This is a genomic window from Pueribacillus theae (assembly GCF_003097615.1).
GTDB lineage: Bacteria > Bacillota > Bacilli > Bacillales > UBA6769 > Pueribacillus > Pueribacillus theae.
Window position 1 is genome coordinate 18,093 of record NZ_QCZG01000008.1, and the last position, 18,842, is coordinate 36,934.

21 protein-coding genes are annotated in these 18,842 nt (G+C 40.4%); all 21 read right to left on the bottom strand.

The genetic code is table 11. The features are described 5' to 3' along the window. Window positions 1–273: 273 nt before the first annotated feature. The 21 genes from recO to DCC39_RS05555 all read right to left on the bottom strand — a co-directional run bounded on the left by recO (window position 274) and on the right by DCC39_RS05555 (window position 18,744). Entirely contained in the window at window positions 274–1,014 is a 741-nt protein-coding gene (gene recO, locus DCC39_RS05455; RefSeq protein WP_116553879.1) for a DNA repair protein RecO, read from the bottom strand. Between the two features lie 54 nt (window positions 1,015–1,068). Beyond that, a complete protein-coding gene (locus DCC39_RS05460) occupies window positions 1,069–1,212 on the bottom strand; it encodes a YqzL family protein (protein WP_116553880.1) in 144 nt (47 codons plus the stop codon). A gap of 125 nt (window positions 1,213–1,337) precedes the next feature. After that, window positions 1,338–2,246, bottom strand: a complete 909-nt coding sequence (gene era / locus DCC39_RS05465; protein WP_116553881.1) for a GTPase Era — start codon at window positions 2,244–2,246, stop codon at window positions 1,338–1,340. Beyond that, window positions 2,239–2,637 (bottom strand): cytidine deaminase, encoded by a 399-nt coding sequence (locus tag DCC39_RS05470; RefSeq protein ID WP_116553882.1) that lies wholly within the window; start codon window positions 2,635–2,637, stop codon window positions 2,239–2,241. Before DCC39_RS05470 ends, era begins: the two co-directional genes overlap by 8 nt. A 30-nt stretch (window positions 2,638–2,667) precedes the next feature. Then, complete coding sequence (locus DCC39_RS05475) at window positions 2,668–3,057, bottom strand: diacylglycerol kinase family protein (protein WP_116553883.1); 390 nt, start codon at window positions 3,055–3,057, stop codon at window positions 2,668–2,670. Continuing rightward, on the bottom strand, window positions 3,035–3,469 hold the full coding sequence (gene ybeY, locus DCC39_RS05480; RefSeq protein WP_240613553.1) for an rRNA maturation RNase YbeY: 435 nt from the start codon (window positions 3,467–3,469) through the stop codon (window positions 3,035–3,037). Before ybeY ends, DCC39_RS05475 begins: the two co-directional genes overlap by 23 nt. A 35-nt stretch (window positions 3,470–3,504) precedes the next feature. Then, window positions 3,505–5,655, bottom strand: a complete 2,151-nt coding sequence (locus DCC39_RS05485) for an HD family phosphohydrolase (RefSeq protein ID WP_240613547.1) — start codon at window positions 5,653–5,655, stop codon at window positions 3,505–3,507. Window positions 5,656–5,756: 101 nt separating this feature from the next. Then, complete coding sequence (locus tag DCC39_RS05490; RefSeq protein WP_116553885.1) at window positions 5,757–6,716, bottom strand: PhoH family protein; 960 nt, start codon at window positions 6,714–6,716, stop codon at window positions 5,757–5,759. A 5-nt stretch (window positions 6,717–6,721) separates the two neighbouring features. Next, window positions 6,722–7,912: a sporulation protein YqfD gene (gene yqfD, locus DCC39_RS05495; protein WP_116553886.1), complete on the bottom strand. Its 1,191-nt coding sequence runs from the start codon at window positions 7,910–7,912 to the stop codon at window positions 6,722–6,724. Window positions 7,913–7,970: 58 nt separating this feature from the next. Beyond that, a complete protein-coding gene (yqfC, locus tag DCC39_RS05500) occupies window positions 7,971–8,258 on the bottom strand; it encodes a sporulation protein YqfC (protein ID WP_116553887.1) in 288 nt (95 codons plus the stop codon). 202 nt (window positions 8,259–8,460) lie between these two features. Then, window positions 8,461–8,943: a hypothetical protein gene (locus tag DCC39_RS05505; protein ID WP_116553888.1), complete on the bottom strand. Its 483-nt coding sequence runs from the start codon at window positions 8,941–8,943 to the stop codon at window positions 8,461–8,463. A 5-nt stretch (window positions 8,944–8,948) separates the two neighbouring features. After that, window positions 8,949–9,953 (bottom strand): flotillin-like protein FloA, encoded by a 1,005-nt coding sequence (gene floA / locus DCC39_RS05510; protein ID WP_116553964.1) that lies wholly within the window; start codon window positions 9,951–9,953, stop codon window positions 8,949–8,951. Window positions 9,954–9,980: 27 nt separating this feature from the next. Next, window positions 9,981–11,318 (bottom strand): NfeD family protein, encoded by a 1,338-nt coding sequence (locus DCC39_RS05515; RefSeq protein ID WP_116553889.1) that lies wholly within the window; start codon window positions 11,316–11,318, stop codon window positions 9,981–9,983. Window positions 11,319–11,381: 63 nt separating this feature from the next. Further along, window positions 11,382–11,825, bottom strand: a complete 444-nt coding sequence (locus DCC39_RS05520) for a GatB/YqeY domain-containing protein (protein WP_116553890.1) — start codon at window positions 11,823–11,825, stop codon at window positions 11,382–11,384. 18 nt (window positions 11,826–11,843) lie between these two features. Next, window positions 11,844–12,017, bottom strand: coding sequence for a 30S ribosomal protein S21 (gene rpsU, locus DCC39_RS05525; RefSeq protein WP_116553891.1), 174 nt, complete (start codon window positions 12,015–12,017; stop codon window positions 11,844–11,846). Between the two features lie 127 nt (window positions 12,018–12,144). Further along, complete coding sequence (locus tag DCC39_RS05530; protein ID WP_116553892.1) at window positions 12,145–12,900, bottom strand: 2-phosphosulfolactate phosphatase; 756 nt, start codon at window positions 12,898–12,900, stop codon at window positions 12,145–12,147. Between the two features lie 16 nt (window positions 12,901–12,916). Beyond that, window positions 12,917–13,330 carry an acyl-CoA thioesterase gene (locus DCC39_RS05535; protein ID WP_116553893.1) on the bottom strand — a complete coding sequence of 138 codons (414 nt, stop codon included), beginning with the start codon at window positions 13,328–13,330 and terminating at the stop codon, window positions 12,917–12,919. Window positions 13,331–13,514: 184 nt separating this feature from the next. Then, on the bottom strand, window positions 13,515–14,696 hold the full coding sequence (locus tag DCC39_RS05540) for a thiolase family protein (protein WP_116553894.1): 1,182 nt from the start codon (window positions 14,694–14,696) through the stop codon (window positions 13,515–13,517). A gap of 260 nt (window positions 14,697–14,956) precedes the next feature. Then, window positions 14,957–15,730 carry an SDR family oxidoreductase gene (locus tag DCC39_RS05545; RefSeq protein WP_116553895.1) on the bottom strand — a complete coding sequence of 258 codons (774 nt, stop codon included), beginning with the start codon at window positions 15,728–15,730 and terminating at the stop codon, window positions 14,957–14,959. A gap of 140 nt (window positions 15,731–15,870) precedes the next feature. Then, window positions 15,871–17,088 carry an acyl-CoA dehydrogenase gene (locus tag DCC39_RS05550; protein WP_116553896.1) on the bottom strand — a complete coding sequence of 406 codons (1,218 nt, stop codon included), beginning with the start codon at window positions 17,086–17,088 and terminating at the stop codon, window positions 15,871–15,873. A gap of 300 nt (window positions 17,089–17,388) precedes the next feature. After that, window positions 17,389–18,744: an IS1182 family transposase gene (locus DCC39_RS05555; protein WP_116553897.1), complete on the bottom strand. Its 1,356-nt coding sequence runs from the start codon at window positions 18,742–18,744 to the stop codon at window positions 17,389–17,391. Between the last annotated feature and the right edge of the window lie 98 nt (window positions 18,745–18,842).

Sequence of the window (18,842 nt, forward strand, 5' to 3'; positions counted from 1 at the left end):
CCTTTAAAAGGATGTTCAAAAAATCCGGAGGCTTACAGGACTTACAGGAGGTAAGTCAGTTCGACGTTATCACAGAAAGTGATGCATTTAGCCGAACTCCCTAATAGGCTGCAAATTTCTACATCAGCTTCCTCTCGTTGTTCCCCTTTTTGAACACGTACTCTAATGATACGACATTCCAAGAATTTTTGAAAAGAAAAACGTTTCTTAGGTTCAAATAGATATACGCCTACGTTTGGCTCCATGTTGCGGCACGATCTTTCACAGGCGTTTTTATAACTTGTCTAGCTGCTCTAAAAACCGTTTTGATTTTATGTACAAACCCGAATAAGCTTCATAATATTTATCAAGAATAAGCTTAATTTCTTGTTTTGTTTTTTCTTTTAATGAAATCGTTCCAAGCCTTTTTAAATTAAAATGCAAAAAGAGCCTTAATAATTTTTGGGAAGCTTCAGTTAGTGGAATGCGGTTATCGTCCAAATAGAAGCAACGCTGGCATAGAAACCCGCCTTCTCTAACCGAAAAAGCAAAGGGCCCTTCTTCTCTTTTGCAATTCACACATCCATCCAAATATGGTGCAATACCTGCAACGGCAAGCATTTTCGTTTCAAATATAAATGTGACGACTTCCATATCATAATTTTCATTAATATAATAAAGCGTATGATAGAGCAATTTGAAAAGCGATGGATTCGGAACATTTTCCTCTGTTAATTTATCGATTAATTCCACGGTATATGCTGCATAAGCCGTTTTAAATAAATCTTCCCGGATCGCACGAAATGAGTGGATGGCCTCTCCTTGAGATAATGTGCCAAGACCTCTTGATGAATGATATAAAAAACTGCCATATGTAAACAATTGTGAAACAGAAGAGAGGCGGCTATTCGGTTTTTTTGCGCCTCTCGCCATCATGCCTATTTTCCCGAATTCTTTCGTATAAACTGTGAGAATTTTATTCGACTCACCGTAATCGGTCGTACGAATGATAATCCCTTCGCCTTTCTTTAACACATTTTTCACCACGCTGTTTTGTTGTGAAAACGTCTTTTCAATGCAAGCAATGAATCAATGCAAAGTGGAACCATTTTCAGTCTCATCCTCAACTTGTACTTCGTTATCAAGTTCGTTGAAACCTTCCATTTCTTTAAAAAGCAGATAGGTATCGATGTTTCCTGTCATACAAAAAAACTTCCAAGTGAAATCTAACAAGAAAAATCCCGCCTTTCATTTGTTCCCTCATTTTTTAGATTGACCATATTTCTTGCAGACGATGTTATATAAAATTTGACAAAATTATCTCTGAAAAAAGTGAATAAAAAGATCCGAAACCTTGATCAGTATTGATCGCTGTCAAAGCCATACTCCTTTAACAATCTCCCTCGGTTTCTCCAATCTTCTTGAACTTTTACCCAAAGATCAAGAAATACTTTATTGCCGAGAATCATTTCAATATCACGCCTTGCCCGGGTACCAATATTACGAAGCATTTGGCCGTTTTTGCCGATAATAATCCCTTTTTGAGAAGCTCTTTCGACGATAATCGTTGCGTGAATATCAATGATCTCTTTATTTTCCCGTTTTTTCATTTGTTCAATCGTTACCGCCACAGAATGGGGTACTTCTTCACGTGTTAAGTGAAGTACTTTTTCACGAATCATTTCAGCTACGATGAAGTGTTCCGGGTGATCTGAAATTTGATCATCCGGATAATATTTCGGCCCAACTTCCAGTTTATTGATGATTTCATTTAAAAGAGTCGAAACATTGTTGCCGTTTAAAGCAGAGATCGGGATGACTTCAGTATATTCGATTTCATTACGGTACCTTTCAATGAATGGGAGTAATGTATCGGGATGGACCTTGTCAATTTTATTGATAACTAAAAATATCGGGCGGTCGATATTCTTTAGGCGTTCAATAATGTACTCATCGCCTTTCCCCAACTCTTCTTCCGCATTCACTAAGAAAAGCACGAGATCCACTTCTTTTAACGTTTTTTCCGCAACTTTTGTCATAAATTCCCCAAGCCGATGTTTAGGCTTGTGTATTCCCGGCGTATCAATGAAAATCACTTGAGCTTCTTTTGTTGTATAGACACCTTGAATTTTATTTCGAGTGGTTTGGGGCTTATCACTCATAATGGCAACTTTTTGGCCAAGAATGGCATTCAGAAGCGTTGATTTTCCGACATTTGGACGGCCGATTAATGCAACAAAACCAGATTTGAAATTTTCATTATCCATTGTTCAAATCCTTTCTTGAAAAAGCATATGGAAGTAGTTTAGACACTGTTGTTTCATAAGCTTCTCCTTTACCATTCGTTAAGAAAACTGGCATGTCAGGTTCACATAGTTCGGCCATCACTTGCCGGCATGCGCCACATGGCGAAACCGGCTGATCCGTTTTTGCGGCAACGGCAAGTGCAGCATAGCGTTTTTCCCCTTCGGAATAAGCTTTAAACAATACCGTTCTTTCTGCACAGTTGCATAAGCTGAAAGCAGCATTTTCAATGTTGCCGCCCATGTAAATTTTTCCGTTCTCTCCCATGAGCGCTGCCCCAACGGGAAAATTCGAATACGGGGCATAGGCAAGATGTCTTGCTTTTTTCGCAGCTTCAATTAATTTTTCCTTCATCTTCGCTATTCCTTTCCATTATTTTATTCCTTACATAAAAAATCGTTCAATGATATAAGGAATAAAAATGATTAGCCCAATTCCTACACTTGCGATACAAAAGATAAGGACCGCCCCAGCGGCAATATCTTTAGCAGCTTTGGCAACCGGATGCTCCTGGGCTGTGATCAAATCGACTGCGTTTTCAATTGCTGTATTGACAAGCTCAAGCGCAATGGTAATGGCAATGACCAAAATAAGAACCATCCACTCGACATTCGTAATCGAAAAAAAGAAGCCGCTGACAATAACAATGATCGCCGCCAGCAAATGGATACGCATATTCCTCTCCGTTTTAAAAGAAAAAATAATACCGGAAAAGGCGCTGCGAAATGCATCAAAAAGTGTGTAATCCTTTTTACCGCGTGAGCCCAAATTCATCAAGAATACCCTCTTGTTTTGTAAACATTTCTTTTTCATCTTCTTCTGTCATATGATCGTAACCGAGCAAATGTAAAAAGCCATGGACAGCTAAAAATCCAAGTTCTCTATGGAACGAATGGTGATATTCCTCTGCCTGCTGCCTTGCTTTTGGAATAGAGATGATGATATCGCCAAGAAGCCTAGGGAGATTTCCCCCTGCAACTTCGATTTCATCCTCTTCCATCTCTTCAAGAGCAAATGATAAAACATCAGTCGGCTGATCAATACCGCGGTATTCTTTGTTAATCGCTTGAATTCTGTCATTGTCGACAAAGGTGACCGATACTTCTGCAGCCCCTGTTACCTGTTCTAATTTTGCTGCAGTAAGAAGAAGCTTCTCGACAAGTTCACATTCTTCGGGTTGCACCATTTCCGTTTCATCTAAGCAATGGACGAACAAACCCACTATGCATTCACCTTCTTCTTTAGATCTTCCGGATATTCAATTCTAGAATGAAAAATCCCTTGAAGCGTTTCACATATTGTTTTCGCCACTACATCAAGTTCCTTTAATGTTATATCACATTCATCAAACTGTCCGTCCTCGAGCCGATCATTAATAATTTTTCTAACTAATGATTCAATCTTTACCGGTGTAGGTTTCGCAATTGAGCGAACTGCTGCTTCAACACCATCAGATATCCCAATAATTGCTGTTTCTTTCGTCTGTGCTTTTGGCCCGGGATACCTAAAGTCCGATTCGGGAACCTTCACTTCGGCTGCCGAGTTCGCCTTATGGTAAAAAAATTTCAACAATGTTGTGCCGTGGTGCTGTTCCGCAATATCGACAATTTCCTTCGGCAATTTATGAGCCCTTAACATGTCCGCTCCATCGTAAGCATGGGCAACAATAATCGTCTTGCTTAACTGAGGGGCAATTTTATCATGTGGGTTCTCCATATTCATTTGGTTTTCAATAAAAAAATGGGGCCGCTTCGTTTTCCCTACGTCATGATAATACGAACCGACTCTTGCCAAAAGGCCGTTCGCACCAACCGCTTCACATGCAGCCTCCGCTAAATTAGCCACCATGACACTATGATGATACGTGCCGGGCGCTTCCATAAGCAATTTTCGCAGCAATGGGTGATTGGGATTAGAAAGCTCAATTAATTTCGTCGTTGATAAAATCCGAAATCCCGCTTCAAAAAAAGGCATGAGACCAAGCGTCAGTACAGCCGCCAGAAAGCCGGAAAGAAAGGCATATCCACAATTCACGCTTAACTCCATCCAATCAATTTGGCCTTTTCTAAGCATACTAATCATTAGAATCACAGCCATATTCACAATGGACACAACGAACCCGGCTTTTAAAATCTTTGAACGGATATTGTGTTTGCCTAAGTAAAAAATCGCGGCAAATGAACTGCACAAAATATAAAGGCCAAATTCTCCATGGAATGTACCAACTGTCTCTGTATTAAATAATATACTTCCTGTCATAGCAAAAACAAGTCCAGACGCAATGGCCAGGCGTTCATTCATTAATAGCTTGATAAGCATTGTCCCCATTGCTGCAGGAAGAAGATAAGCAATGCCTTTCGAGTATTCGTCAAAAAGGCTGACCGTCTTAAAAACAAAGATCGTAAGAAAAAATATCGTCCCATAAAGCAGAAGATGGCGTTGTTTATAATGTGTCTTGGCATCTTGTAGAAAAAAAGCAAGAAATACAGTAAGAAGAATGACGAAAAGCGCAAGGCCAAAAAAAGGATAAACGTTCAACCGATCATCAAGCAAACCAACCACTTCAAGCTGTTGAAGGACGTCGCGATTTATCACTTGCCCTTCCCTCACAATAATTTGTCCTTGGCGTATCATGACAGGGCTCACAGACTCGACAACTTTTTGGCGTTTAAGCTTTGTTGCCTCCGTATCAATGAAATAGTTTGGGACAATTAAAGATTTCGTTAATTCCGCTGATGCTTTTCGAACATCGGCATTTAAATTTGCATCTTGCACCCTTTTTTCCGCTTCTTTTTTTACGTCGGTTAATTGATCAACTGTAATCCTTTCATTTTGAAGATCCCTTACTGTTTTAATAATTAGATCTTTTGATATGGCAGTCTGTGTTGAGGTTGCAGACAAAAATGTTTTTAATGTATCATCCGATAGTTCACTGACAGAATGCGACAGCAATTCTTTTAATTCTTTCAATTTGTCATCAATTGATGTTGGGGTCTTTGTCTGTTCTTCATCACCAGAGGAAGCTGCCTCTCCATTTATTTTTCCGATCAACTCGAAAAAGTCTTCGGCTTTTTCTACTTGTGTTTGTGCAATTTCCGGCTTGTCTGTATATTCGGGTTCAACTTCTTCTACAGCTTCGTTTTGTTTTTCAATTGTCGCTTGCTTGTTTTCAATCGTAACCGGAGATGCAATATCCTTTTCGGCAACACTATAAAGAGAAATATCCATCTTCTCCGGCAAAATATTTTGGAGCAAACTTACATACATGATGAGGGCAATCAAAAAGTAAAAGAAACCAACAACAATTTGATTACTTTTTTTTGAGAAATACGATTTCAGCCACGGTATAAAATAGAGTTTCACCTCTGTCACCTCACCACCTTGAACTATATTCAAAGTCTACCATGTTCGATATAGTGTTGGAAGGTCAATATCGTTTTTCCAATATAAAAAAGACCTTTGCAGGTCTCAAATTATTCTTTATTCTGTTCATAAGCCGCAATAATTCGCTGTACGAGCGGATGGCGGACCACATCTGAACCTTGTAAATAGACGAAAGAAATCCCGTCTACATTCTCTAACACTTTTTCGGCCACTTTCAAGCCAGATTCCTTTCCCTTCGGCAAGTCGATTTGGGAAATGTCACCGGTTATAACCATTTTTGAACCGAAACCGAGTCTCGTAAGGAACATTTTCATTTGTTCGGGCGTTGTATTTTGAGCTTCATCCAATATAACAAATGCATCATCTAGAGTTCGGCCTCTCATGTATGCTAGTGGAGCGATTTCAATCGTCCCACGCTCAATAAGGCGTTCGGTATGTTCAACACCTAATACGTCGTGAAGGGCATCATACAACGGCCGCAGATATGGATCGACCTTTTCCTTTAAATCTCCAGGTAAAAAACCGAGGCTTTCGCCAGCTTCCACAGCAGGCCTCGTTAAAATAATGCGCTTTAGTTTATTTTGTTTCATAGCTGCTACGGCCATAACAACAGCCAAATACGTTTTCCCAGTACCTGCCGGGCCAATGCCAAATACGAGGTCATGTTTATAAATTGCCTTTACATAGTGTTGCTGGCCCAGTGTTTTCACTCGAATCGGCTTTCCCTTATAACTTGCCGTAATTTCCTCATCATACAATTCCAGCAGTTGATCAATTAACCCTTTCTGGCCAAGCTGGATCGCATAAACAACATCTCTTTCCGATACGTTGATGCCATTTTGAATAAGCTGAAGCAGCGTAGTAAGAATGCGTTCTACAAGAAGCGATGTCTCTTGGCTGCCTTTGACGATGACTTTTTCTCCTCTTGTTACGATTGAAATTTGGAGGGCATTTTCGATAATTTTCAAGTGGGAATCGTTCGGTCCAAATAGTGCTTGCGTTTCTTTTGCATGATCTAGTTCAAGTTGAATTCGATGTGTATCTGTCAATATTCTCAATCTCCTTGAATAATCGGTTGTTCTTTCGATATTTCTTCAATGACTTGATAATGAATCATTACGTTAACTTTACCATTCTCATACTTCTGCTGCAAAATTTTGTTCCCTTTTATTTCTGCATCTTCGGAAAGTTTTCTTAGCAGATCTTTTTTTGTTAATTCAATGGCTGTTTTTACAGCTTCTTTCTTCGTGTAGGATCGCGTTACATTGTCAATTTCAAGCATTGTTTGCTTGATGTAAGCGATCGGCAATTTCCATTTTAAAAAATAAATTGGTTTTTCATCATTTATAATTTCCATTTCTTTAAAGCCTTTTTTATTGAATCCCCAAACAGGTATTTTTAGTTTGCCCAACTGGATAATATGTTTACTTTCTGCCTTACCCGTGTTTGTCACTACAATCGTCTTCAAAGGTACCGATGCTTCAGAGATATACCATACTTCTCCAAAGATTTTTCCTTTCGCAGGTACAACCTTTGTATTTTCATCTTTTCCAATATATCCTGAGACAAGAATCTGCCCTTTTTGAACGTAGTCTTTTTCTTTCACCTTTGCTTGGCCTTGTTCAACAAACACTTTATGAATCACTGCCTTTTTTTTGGCAACTAGATTGCGGGGATTTAAGGCCGGTTTTTCTTTCGGTATTTTTTTTTCGACCACATCGAAAGAATATTGGGTTCCTAAACGTTTTACTCCCATCCAAGTAACGTTTTCCAACTGTTCGGTGACCGTTTGCTGAATTTCTTGTTCACTTGGTAAAAAGAAAATAAAGGCTCCTTTTTTTACCCCAACATTGTGAAGTGCTTGTCTGACTTTATGTTCTACTTCCGGGCTTGCGCCTTTGATTTGTATACTCCAAATGATGTTGGAACAGAGAAAAATTATAAAAAGGCAAAAGAGTAGCCCTAATACAAAGCCTTTCCTTGCATCTACTTTTTTCAGAAAAAAAGGAAAGCCATATCTTCCTTTAAAATACATTCGACAACCTGTCCTTCTCATCAGCTTGCGAATGCTTTTAATATCTTTTGTATAAAAAAAACAACTTATTGTTTCATCGTCCACCCTTTTTACAGACCAAATCGGGATGTTTTTTTCCGTGCACCTGTTAAGAAAAAGCTCAGTATACTTCCCTTTGATTTCGGCTTTTACGTATCCTCGTAACGAATGAAATAAGCGATTTTTCAACAATCACACCTCGGTTTGGAATATTTAGACTGGGAGGTGAATACCTCCCAATCGATCCTGCTCAAATCGAATCGATATATTGGACGTTTGCAATCTTTCCCTCCAACAAAATTTCTTCGGGCAAAATGGTTTTAATCACGAAATCTTCACCTTTTACTTGCAGTTGCTGGCCATGTTTTAAAGATAAACGAAGTTCATTTTTTGAAAAGCGAAGAACTCCCTTATGATTTTCTATGTAGATATGAAGCTGTCCAATCATTGTGATTCGAGGTAAATCCAAAAAGGCATCAGCGGGTAACTCCGTCTTTCTCCATAACCATTTTTTTAAATTATCTCGCCATTTTGCCATTGGATAACCTCCTCTCCTTTCATATGTATGAAAAAAACGTGCCAACTATCACACTAAAAAAAGATCGGGCAAATCGATGCCCGATCTTTTTTCAATGAAATTTATTCTCTTTTAAAAAGGAAGTTCGACTAAAGGCATCGCGTCCTGTGATAACGTCGAACTGACTTGCCTACTATAAGCCTTTGGACTTTTCGAGTATTCTCTAATAACGCCGTCGCCTGTAATCATAAGGTTTCCTTGACCGAGGAGGTCCAAGAATTTCCGCCCATACGATGCCATCCACCACTTGGCGATGTGTTGGCGCATGAAAAGTCCCTTTATGCGACACGGAAGCAAGCCTTTCATTTTTATTTTCCCATTTCCTTTTCATAGATGGCAATTCAATGGTTTCACCAATATCTACTGATGGTATGGGAATCGCAAATTCATCGCTTTCCGTCTTAACGCCGTCCAATTCTTCTACTTCTTCAGCAAAATCGGTTTGCGGTTTGTTATGCTCTTCTTTTTCAACCTTCTTTTCAAAGAAAGGCTTTGCAACAGGAGGCAGCGGTGGCGGCCCCGCTTTTCTTTCCTTTTGCTCTGTCGAAGAAACAGCACGTTTGAAAAAACGACTGATTCCAAACAGGATAACAAGCACAAAGAAAATGTTTTGGAAGAAGAAGTTAATGATCTCTTCAATAAACAAAAGGATTACCTCTTTCCTTTCGTGTGATCGTCATCTTTTTTTACTTCGCTTCCTTTGCCAATCGATTCACGCATATCCGTATCAGCTTCAATATTTTTCAAGTTCATATAATCCATCACGCCGAGCTTTCCTGAACGAAGCGCTTCGGCCATTGCCAACGGAACATCTGCTTCTGCTTCAACAACTTTAGCATGCATTTCTTCAACCCGTGCGCGCATTTCTTGTTCTTGCGCAACAGCCATGGCACGGCGTTCTTCTGCTTTTGCTTGGGCAATCTTTTTGTCTGCTTCCGCTTGATCGGTTTGTAAGCCAGCCCCGATATTTTTACCGATATCAATATCTGCGATGTCGATTGATAAAATTTCAAATGCAGTTCCCGCATCGAGACCTTTAGCTAAAACAGTATGTGAAATGGAATCCGGGTTTTCTAAAACAAGTTTGTGGTTGTCACTCGAACCAATCGTTGAGATAACCCCTTCCCCTACACGTGCGATAACGGTGTCTTCTCCTGCTCCCCCAACAAGCCGATCAATATTTGCGCGTACAGTAATCCTTGCTTTTGCCTTTACTTCAATTCCATCCATTGCTACACCTGCAATGAACGGGGTTTCAATGACTTTTGGGTTAACACTCATTTGCACAGCTTCCAGTACGTCACGGCCAGCCAAGTCAATCGCAGCCGCACGTTGGAAACTTAATTCAATATTTGCTCGATGAGCTGCAATTAAAGCATTAACGACCCGATCGACATTACCTCCGGCAAGATAATGGCTTTCCAGTTGATTTACACTTAAATCGAGCCCCGCTTTTTCTGCTTTAATCAACGGATTGATGACTCTTGACGGGATAACGCGGCGCAAGCGCATCCCCACAAGGGTAAAAATTCCAATTCGCACGCCAGCGGCTAATGCCGATATCCACAAAGCGATTGGAACAAATGTAAACAATACAGCTACGACAATGATAATTAACCCAACTAATAACAATGTACCTAATGTACCAGGATCCAAACCCATTGCTTTTCCTCCCTATTCATTTTATTCTTTATCGTGCCTTATTTCGCGAACAACGATACGTGAGCCTACCGCCTTTACAATTTCAACTTGCTTCCCTTGTTGGATATATCCTCCTTCCGAGACAACATCCAACCGTTCACTTCCGACATCAATTATTCCGCTTGGCCGTAAAGGTGTAACGGTTTGCCCAATGTGGCCTACAAGATCGTGCTTCGTTTCATTCGATACGTAGCCAAGTTCTGTTCTTTCAGAATCTGTGAGGACTATTTTTCTTAGAAATCCCTTGTATCCGTATACTCTTATGTAGAGGGCCGAAGCGGCTAAGGTGATAATAAAAGCAATAAAAATATAAAGCAAGCTATTTACAACTGTCGTGCCGGTAGACATCACAATACTTATGAGCATCGCTATTAGTCCACTAATACCAAATATACCAAAGCCTGGCGTGAAAATCTCTATCAAAATTAAGATAATGCCTGCACCTAATAAAATAAATGATTCCCATCCGGCAAAACCTGCAATCGCATGGCCAAAAAAGAAAAGAAAAAGTGAACTCAAACCGATAATCCCTGGGATGCCGAACCCGGGAGAATACAATTCTAAAATAAGCCCAAGGCTGCCAAGAGATAATAGAATCGGAACGATTACAGGATGGGTGACCAATCTTGCAATTCTTTCAGAAATTGTAATTTCACTTTCAACGATTTCCGCATCCCTTAAATTGAGAAATTCAAGTAATTCACTACGGTTCTTTACAATGGCTTCTGCATAGCCTACTTCAAGCGCTTGGTTTGCGGTTAGTGTAAGCAATTTCCCTTTTTCGGCGCCATACTCAGGCAAATCGATATCTGGATCAGCCATCGCCAATGCATAGATTGGGTCACGGCCATGCAATTCAGCAGAAGATTTCATGTCCGCTAGCCACGCTGACACAGCTTTTTCATCCGCTGTATTCCCTTCCTGGTCAATCACCGCCGCTGCCCCCATTCGGCTTCCGGGCGCCATAACAATTTGGCCGGCATTCAGGGAGATATAAGCACCAGCTGAAAGTGCATCCTTCTTAATATATGCTGTTGTTGGAATATCGCTTTCACGCAAAAGTTTCGCGATATTTCCAGCCGCTTGAACTAGACCGCCAGGTGTATTCACTTCAAAAACAACATGGCTTGCGCCCTGCGTTTTGGCATCTTCAAGGGAGCGCCTTAGAAATGCCTCAAGGCCACGTTCCACTTCCTGTTCAACAGGGATAAAATAGACCTTTCCACCTTTTCCTTCAGCCTGCGAGGAGTGATGCCCTACAAGAGAAATAAGTGAACCAAAAATAAACATGCAATAAATAAAAATTCGAAATTTCTTCATGCCGTCCTCCTTTCATTAGATTAAAAAACACGCCCTGTAATCACAAGACGTGTTAACTAGAAGTTATGATAGGTGTTGCTGCACAAGTTTATTTACCACACTGCCATCTGCTTTGCCCTTTACTTTCGGCATGATAGCGCCCATCACTTTTCCGAAATCTTTTTTCGACGTGGCGCCGACTTCAGATATGGTTTCTTGAACGATTTGTTCAAGTTCTTTATCGGTAAGCTGTGTTGGCAAGTAGGCTTCCAACACCTTAATTTCACTTTCTACATTGTTAACGAGATCTTCTCGCCCGGCTTTATCAAATTCAAGGAGGGAGTCTTTCCGTTGCTTTACTTCTCGTGTCAGAACGGTTAATTCATCTTCTTCCGTTAATTCTCTGCCTAACTTTATCGCCTCGTTTTGCAATGAAGAGCGCACCATTCGAATGACAGATAACTTATCCTTTTCCTTATTCTTCATCGCCTGCTTCATATGTTCCATAAGAAGCTTGTCAAGACTCATTGAAGTGCACACCCTCTCTTAAAACTTGCGCTTTCTTGCTGCCTCAGATTTTTTCTTACGCCTTACACTAGGTTTCTCATAGTGTTTTCGCTTTCTTACCTCAGCCAATGTGCCTTCCTTCGATACTGTTCTTTTGAAGCGACGAAGTGCATCATCAAGTGATTCGTTTTTCCGAACACGAGTTTCTGCCATTCTCTATCCCTCCCTCCGAAACTTCCATACATCAATAGGATGAATGAAAACATGTCTTTTGTCATTATAATATACATGTAGAAGTAGGGTCAACTACTGCTTTTTTTATATTTAACCAACGGCAGCCTTACTCGCTAACACCTATTGCATCAATTCGTCTAAGACTTTCGCCTTCAAGACGTGAAATAACCGGGCAGGCATTTTTTTTCAAAATGTATTCCACATCCTCACCATGGCCTTCATTAACAAGTTTTCTGCCCACTCTTGATGCCTTTAGAAGTTGCTCACCATTTTCTTTGTTTCCTTTATAAAAGTGGAGAGCTGCTAAAGCAGAATCAGACATCTCCCAATCAATGCCTTGTGTTTCTCCTGCTTGGATTAAATTCTCAATAAAAGATCCTGCTCCATATAAGTCTTCCAGATTAAATTTTTCTGAGGAGCCAGAGCAGACGAGCATGTAAGAGTCCGCACCATACTCATTCATAAGATGGTTTGCCAAAATTTCTTCATTAAGGATAGATGCTGCATAAACGGCTTTTGCAGCCCAAGAGTTTTTTAAAGCTACAGTACCGTTTGTTGTTGAAAAAATGACTCTTTTTCCTTTCACCTTATCTTTCAAGCGTGTCGGAATTGGATCTAAAAACCCCTCGATTGTTATACCAAGATGTTCTCCGACTAACATAAAATTATCATCTGCCTGTTTTTCCGCTAATTTTAACGCTTCTTTCCCATCGAGAACAGGAATAATCTCTTTTGCGCCATAATAAAACATCGCAGAAGCGGTTGATGTCGCAAGCAAAATATCGAAAACGACAGCGATGTTGTTGTTCATAATGTTGTCGTTAATTTCTTCTTTTTTTAGAAGAAGATCAATCTTCCCCAATTACATGCACTCCGATCTATTGAATGGTTTGAGTTTTAGTTGAAAGATATTCTTCTAGCTGGTGGCGCATCTCAACTGGAATTGGCTCGCTCTTTTGTTTTTCGAAATTGAAATAAACGACGGCTGATTGTCCTTTTGCAATGCATGTTCCTGTTTCTTTTTCTAAAATTTCATGGTTCAGTTCGAAGCTCTTATTTCCTATCTTTACAACTTCAGTATTGATTGACAAGATTTGGTCAAAGTAGGCTTGACGAATGAAATCACATTTAACAGAAGCAACGACAAAAGACTTTTCTTTGCTATAAGGTTTTGTCTTTTTAAAAAATTCAACACGTGCTTCTTCCAAATAAACGAAATAACTTGAATTGTTCACATGCCCTAATAAATCTGTTTCTGAAAAACGGACTTTCACTTCAATGGTATGCTTCACTCCACTCACTCCAAAAAAAAAATCAAATTAGACCTGTTCAATATAAGTTGAACAAAAGAATTTTAAACACAGAAAGACTGCTATTAAAATCTTTTGTTCCCACCATATATTTCTCTATACTACCATAATGAAAGTTTAGGCAGCGGCATACCTAATGCCACTGCCATTTTTTTAATTCACAAACTTACTCATCTCTTTCAATTACAGTGGAAATTCCTTGGCCTCCACCGATGCAAGCAGTAACAAGGGCACGTACTTTTCCTGTACGTTTCAATTCGTAAACTGCTTTTGTGACCAAAATACCGCCAGTCGCTCCGAGTGGGTGGCCATGTGCGATTGCGCCGCCGTTTACATTTAGCTTATCTCGATCGATGTTAAGTTCTTTGTTGCATGCTAGAACTTGGGCAGCAAACGCTTCGTTCAAATAAACGACATCGAAATCGTCGATTGATAGGCCCGTTCTTTCCATTAATTTTCGCGTTGCTGGAACGGGGCCAATTCCCATTATGTTAGGATCACACCCGGCTACAGCATAGTCTCTAACAACAGCGAGTATTTCAAGTCCTAATTCATTGGCTTTTGCCCGAGACATAACGACAAGCGCCGAAGCGGCATCATTTAACCCTGAGCTGCTTCCAGCCGTCACTGTTCCCCCCTCTTTAAATACCGGGCGAAGTTTCGCAAGTGCTTCCATCGTCGTTTCTGGACGTGGATGTTCATCTTTATCGAATATTATCGGTTCGCCTTTTCGTTGAGGCACTGAAATTGGAACAATTTGCTCATCATAAAAGCCATTTTTCATTGCGTTTGCCATACGCTTCTGGCTTTCGTATGCGTATTCATCTTGCTCTTCTCTCGTTATATTGTATTTTTCGGCAAGGTTTTCAGCAGTGATTCCCATTGGCGGGTCGCCAATTTCTTTTGGTGACAGCATGGACTTGCGGAACTGGGGCGGAGTAGGGCTATAGGCTTTTGATGGCCGATTCATTAAGTATGGCGCCCTCGTCATACTTTCTGTTCCACCCGCAACATATACATCTCCAGCTCCAGACCGAATTGCTTGGGCAGCCAGATTAACGGCATTGATCCCCGAACCACATTGGCGATCGATAGTCAATCCCGGAACGTCAACTGACAATCCTGTTTGCAAGGCTGTCAATCTTGCAATATTTCCACCGCCACTTAACACATTTCCGAAAATAACGTCATCAATCATTTCAGGAGTAACTTTTGCACGCTTTACAGCTTCCTTTATGACTTCGGCGCCAAATACATGTGCGTCTAAACTTGCAAGCGCCCCTCCCTGTCTTGCGATAGCCGTACGAACCGCAGATACAATTACTGGATCTCTGTCATTTTTTGCCATTCTCAATTCTCCTTTTTTCATTATGTATTGATAATTCCTATAAGAAAGGAACCAAAGAACTTTAATCCACAGTTGGTTTGAGTTTGACAAAAAAGCTATTAAGACACTCCGAAGCTTTCCGAGCGATTGAAAGAAAGAAAATACAATGATGGCCGCTCTCCAGCTTTCTACGTTCAGCTATTCAAACTCAAAAGACGGCTGCTTAAAATTCTTTTATTCCACCTACATAGTAATTATGATAGACTGGTTTGTTTATCCTTTTACGAAGAAATTTGACCTCCATCAACAACGATTGTCTGACCTACGACATAGTCAGATGCTGTTGAGGCTAAAAATAATGCCGCTCCTTTCATATCCGAGTCTTTTCCAAATCTTTTTGCAGGAATCCTTTCTAAAAACTTGTCTCCAACTTTCTCAAGCAAGCCTTGAGACATTTTCGTAGGAATCCAACCGGGTGCAATTCCGTTTACTTGAATATTATGTTTTGCCAGTTTTACACCAAGATCTCGCGTAAAGGAAATGACCGCTCCTTTGCTTGCATTGTATGCAACAGTGTCCATCATTCCTTCTGCAGCTCCTTTTAAACCTGCAACTGAGGAAATATTGATGATTTTCCCTTGTTTGCGTTCAATCATATGTCCGGCAACAGCCTGTGAGAATAAAAAAGTTCCCGTTGCGTTGACGTTCATAACTTTGTTCCATTTATCCAGCGGGGTTTCCAAAAATGGCGCTCCCCATGTTGCTCCACTGTTATTGACGAGTATATCGATCTGCCCAAATTCCTTCAGCGTTTCGTCAACAACATGTTTAATGTCATCAGGATTGGTAACATCGCATTGAAAAGCGAGCGAACCAACTCCCCTTTCTTTTAATTTTTTGCTTACTTCTTCACAAGCTTCTAATTTTCTGGAACAGACGACAACGTTAGCGCCAGCTTCAGCAAAGCTTTCTGCCATCATTTCGCCAAGACCTCTTCCTCCGCCTGTAACAATTGCTGTTTTTCCTGTTAAGTCAAAAATTTCTTTCACATGCATAAACGAAACATACCCCCTATGTATGTAGCAAATTCAATTTGCTTTCTGTTTTTTATCTTAAAAATTGAATGCTTTCTGGCTGCCAACGAATATGAGAAGCGTCATCAACTTTGAAAACGCAAAGCCTTACGTTCATCCATTCACTTTTGGATAATTGGATTTTCTCTTAATTCTTGTTTTGCAATGGCGTTTCTGTGAACTTCATCCGGCCCGTCAGCTAAGCGAAGCGTGCGAATTTTTGCATACATAGATGCAAGCGGTGTATCCTGGCTGACTCCAGCTGCGCCAAATGCTTGAATTGCTCGGTCAATTACTTTAAGCGCTATATTAGGAGCAACGACTTTAATCATCGCAATTTCCTTTTTCGCCACTTTGTTTCCGACTGTATCCATCATGTAAGCCGCTTTAAGTGTTAATAAACGAGCTTGTTCAATTTCCATTCTTGAATCAGCAATCCACTCACGGATAACACCTTGATCGGCAAGCAGCTTTCCAAATGTCGTGCGCTGTTGGACTCGCTCAATGAGCAGTTCAAGCGCTCGTTCTGCAACGCCGATTGTTCTCATGCAGTGATGAATCCGGCCAGGGCCCAAGCGGCCTTGTGCAATTTCAAATCCTCTTCCCTCGCCCAAAATAACATTTGAAACAGGGACTCTCACATCCTTTAATTCAATTTCTGCATGGCCATGTGGTGCATCGTCATACCCGAATACTGATAAGTAACGCTTTATCGCCACCCCTTCTGTATCGAGCGGAACGAGGATTTGTGATTGCTGCTGGTGCTTTGGCGCATCAGGATTCGTTTTTCCCATGACAATCGCAATTTTGCAGCGGGGATCAAGCGCACCAGAGGACCACCATTTGCGGCCATTAATGACATATTCGTCTCCATCTCTTACCATATTCAATTGAATATTTGTCGCATCTGATGAAGCAACGCCAGGCTCAGTCATTAAAAATGCTGAACGAATTTCACCGTTTAACAGAGGGTTAAGCCATTTTTCTTTTTGCTCCTCTGTACCATATCGTACAAGTACTTCCATATTCCCTGTATCAGGTGCGCTGCAGTTAAATACTTCAGGACCAATGGGGGAGCGACCCATAATTTCACATAATGGGGCATATTCAAGATTTGTTAGACCTGCGCCGTAATCACTTTCAGGAAGGAACAAATTCCATAACCCGGCTTTCTTAGCCTTCTCTTTCAACTCTTCCATAATTGGCGGAGCAACCCAACGGCTATCGCCGGCATTCAATTGAGCCTCGTATGTCTTTTCATTTGGATACACGTATTCTTCCATAAATTCAGTAACTTTTTTTTGAAGATCCTTTACTTTGTCGCTGTACTCGAAATACATGTTGCCCTCCCTTTTACAATGTTAGTTGCAAAGCATAAAACATGTAGAATGTTTTTAAAGAAAACTTGCCAATTGGCTAGCCTTAAAGGAGCAGGCAGAGGCATAATTGCACTTATGCTTAGGACCTAAAATTTGTTACGGCGCCGAATTTCTACCGTGCAACAAATTTATACTTTCCTAACGTGCAAAAAATATGAATCTTTGAAAACACCTAGTTTAACTATAGAATCAATTTCATAATTCCATATTTTAAAGAAACACAGACCTGCAGAATTTGATTTCTGTTAAAAATTTTAAAATTTAAGCAGCTTGTTGTTGATTTAACATGGCATTGATACGATCGGCAGCTAATTTTGAAGCATTATAAACTAAAGTAACGATATCAAAATGCACCTTGGCACGTTTCCCAGTACGATAACGAACATTGTTCAGTTGGAAATATCCCTTGAGATAAGCATTTACACGCTCCACAGCGGTACGACGTTTAAATATCGTCTTCCAAGCTTTTGATCCCCGAGCTGGGGCAGTGTATTTTCTTAGATCCGTGGTGATTTTGACTTTATACACCTTTTGGCAGATGCCTTCGTTAGCTAAGGGACAATCTTTACATTCTTTTGGTTGTGTGTATTTTAGTGTTTCATATTTCGGGTCAAAGCTGTCGTAACGATAGGAATGTTCCCGGAAACATGTGGGTGCAAAATGTTTATCAAAGCCAATAGGTTCAGGCTCATTACGTTTATTATAAGCAATAACAGCTTGATGCCCCATTTGGTGAATTTGCGTATAAATGGGTTCGAAATCATAGCCTGCATCCATGGTTTCATAGCGTAGAGAAGACAGAGGTAGACGTTCATGAATACCCTTTAATAAAGGAATCGCTCCCTTTCCGTCATTCAGGTTACCAGAAGAAAAAAGGGATTGGAAAATGTATTGGCTCGATGTCCCGACAGCTAAGTGAGCTTTATAGCCGTACCAAAACACATTTTTCCCTTCGCTATTTTTCTTTACACCCCATTCAGGATCTTGGGGAATTTCAGCGCGAAGTTCGACTAAAGAAACGTCTAACTGATCTTCAATTTTCTTTTCAAAAAGAGGAAGACTGGCTTCACGTTCTGCTTTTTCAATTAACCATTGTTCCCGTTCTTCTTTTGATTTACGACCACGTTTCTTGGGTTCAGTTTTGGGTTTTTCTTCCTTTGGAGGTGCCTGATCTCGTGCCTCAAAGTGTGTGGCATCAATGGCAACCGTGTTATCTGTAATAAAACCTTCAGTGATCGCTTGATGAAGAAGTGTTTCTTGAACTCTTTCCAAAACATTCGATTCACTGATGACAGTAATCATTCTTGAGTAAGCTGCTTCTGATGGCACAGAATCAGATACCAAAAATCCACAATCAAGACGGAAAATCATATCATTCTTTAATCGTTTCACTAAATCTTTGATGAATGGAATTCGTTCCGTAATTCTGGCAATCAAGGAGTAAATCATAGCTGCATAGTTAAGGTCAACAGGTCTGCCAAAACGTGATTTCTTCGTTACCACAGCGAAGATCGGGTCAATGTCAATGGCTGAAAAGATAGCTTCAAATCGTTGGGTAGGTTCTAAATCATATAATTCTTGCAGGTCAAACAGGCTTCCTTGTCGTATAATAGTCATAGGGAGTCTTCCTCCAGTCTTTGAGTTTGTTGTGGTAACTACTCATTTCGACATTTTGGGGAGGTACTCCTTTTTTTGCGTCTCAAAAGTCTTGGGGC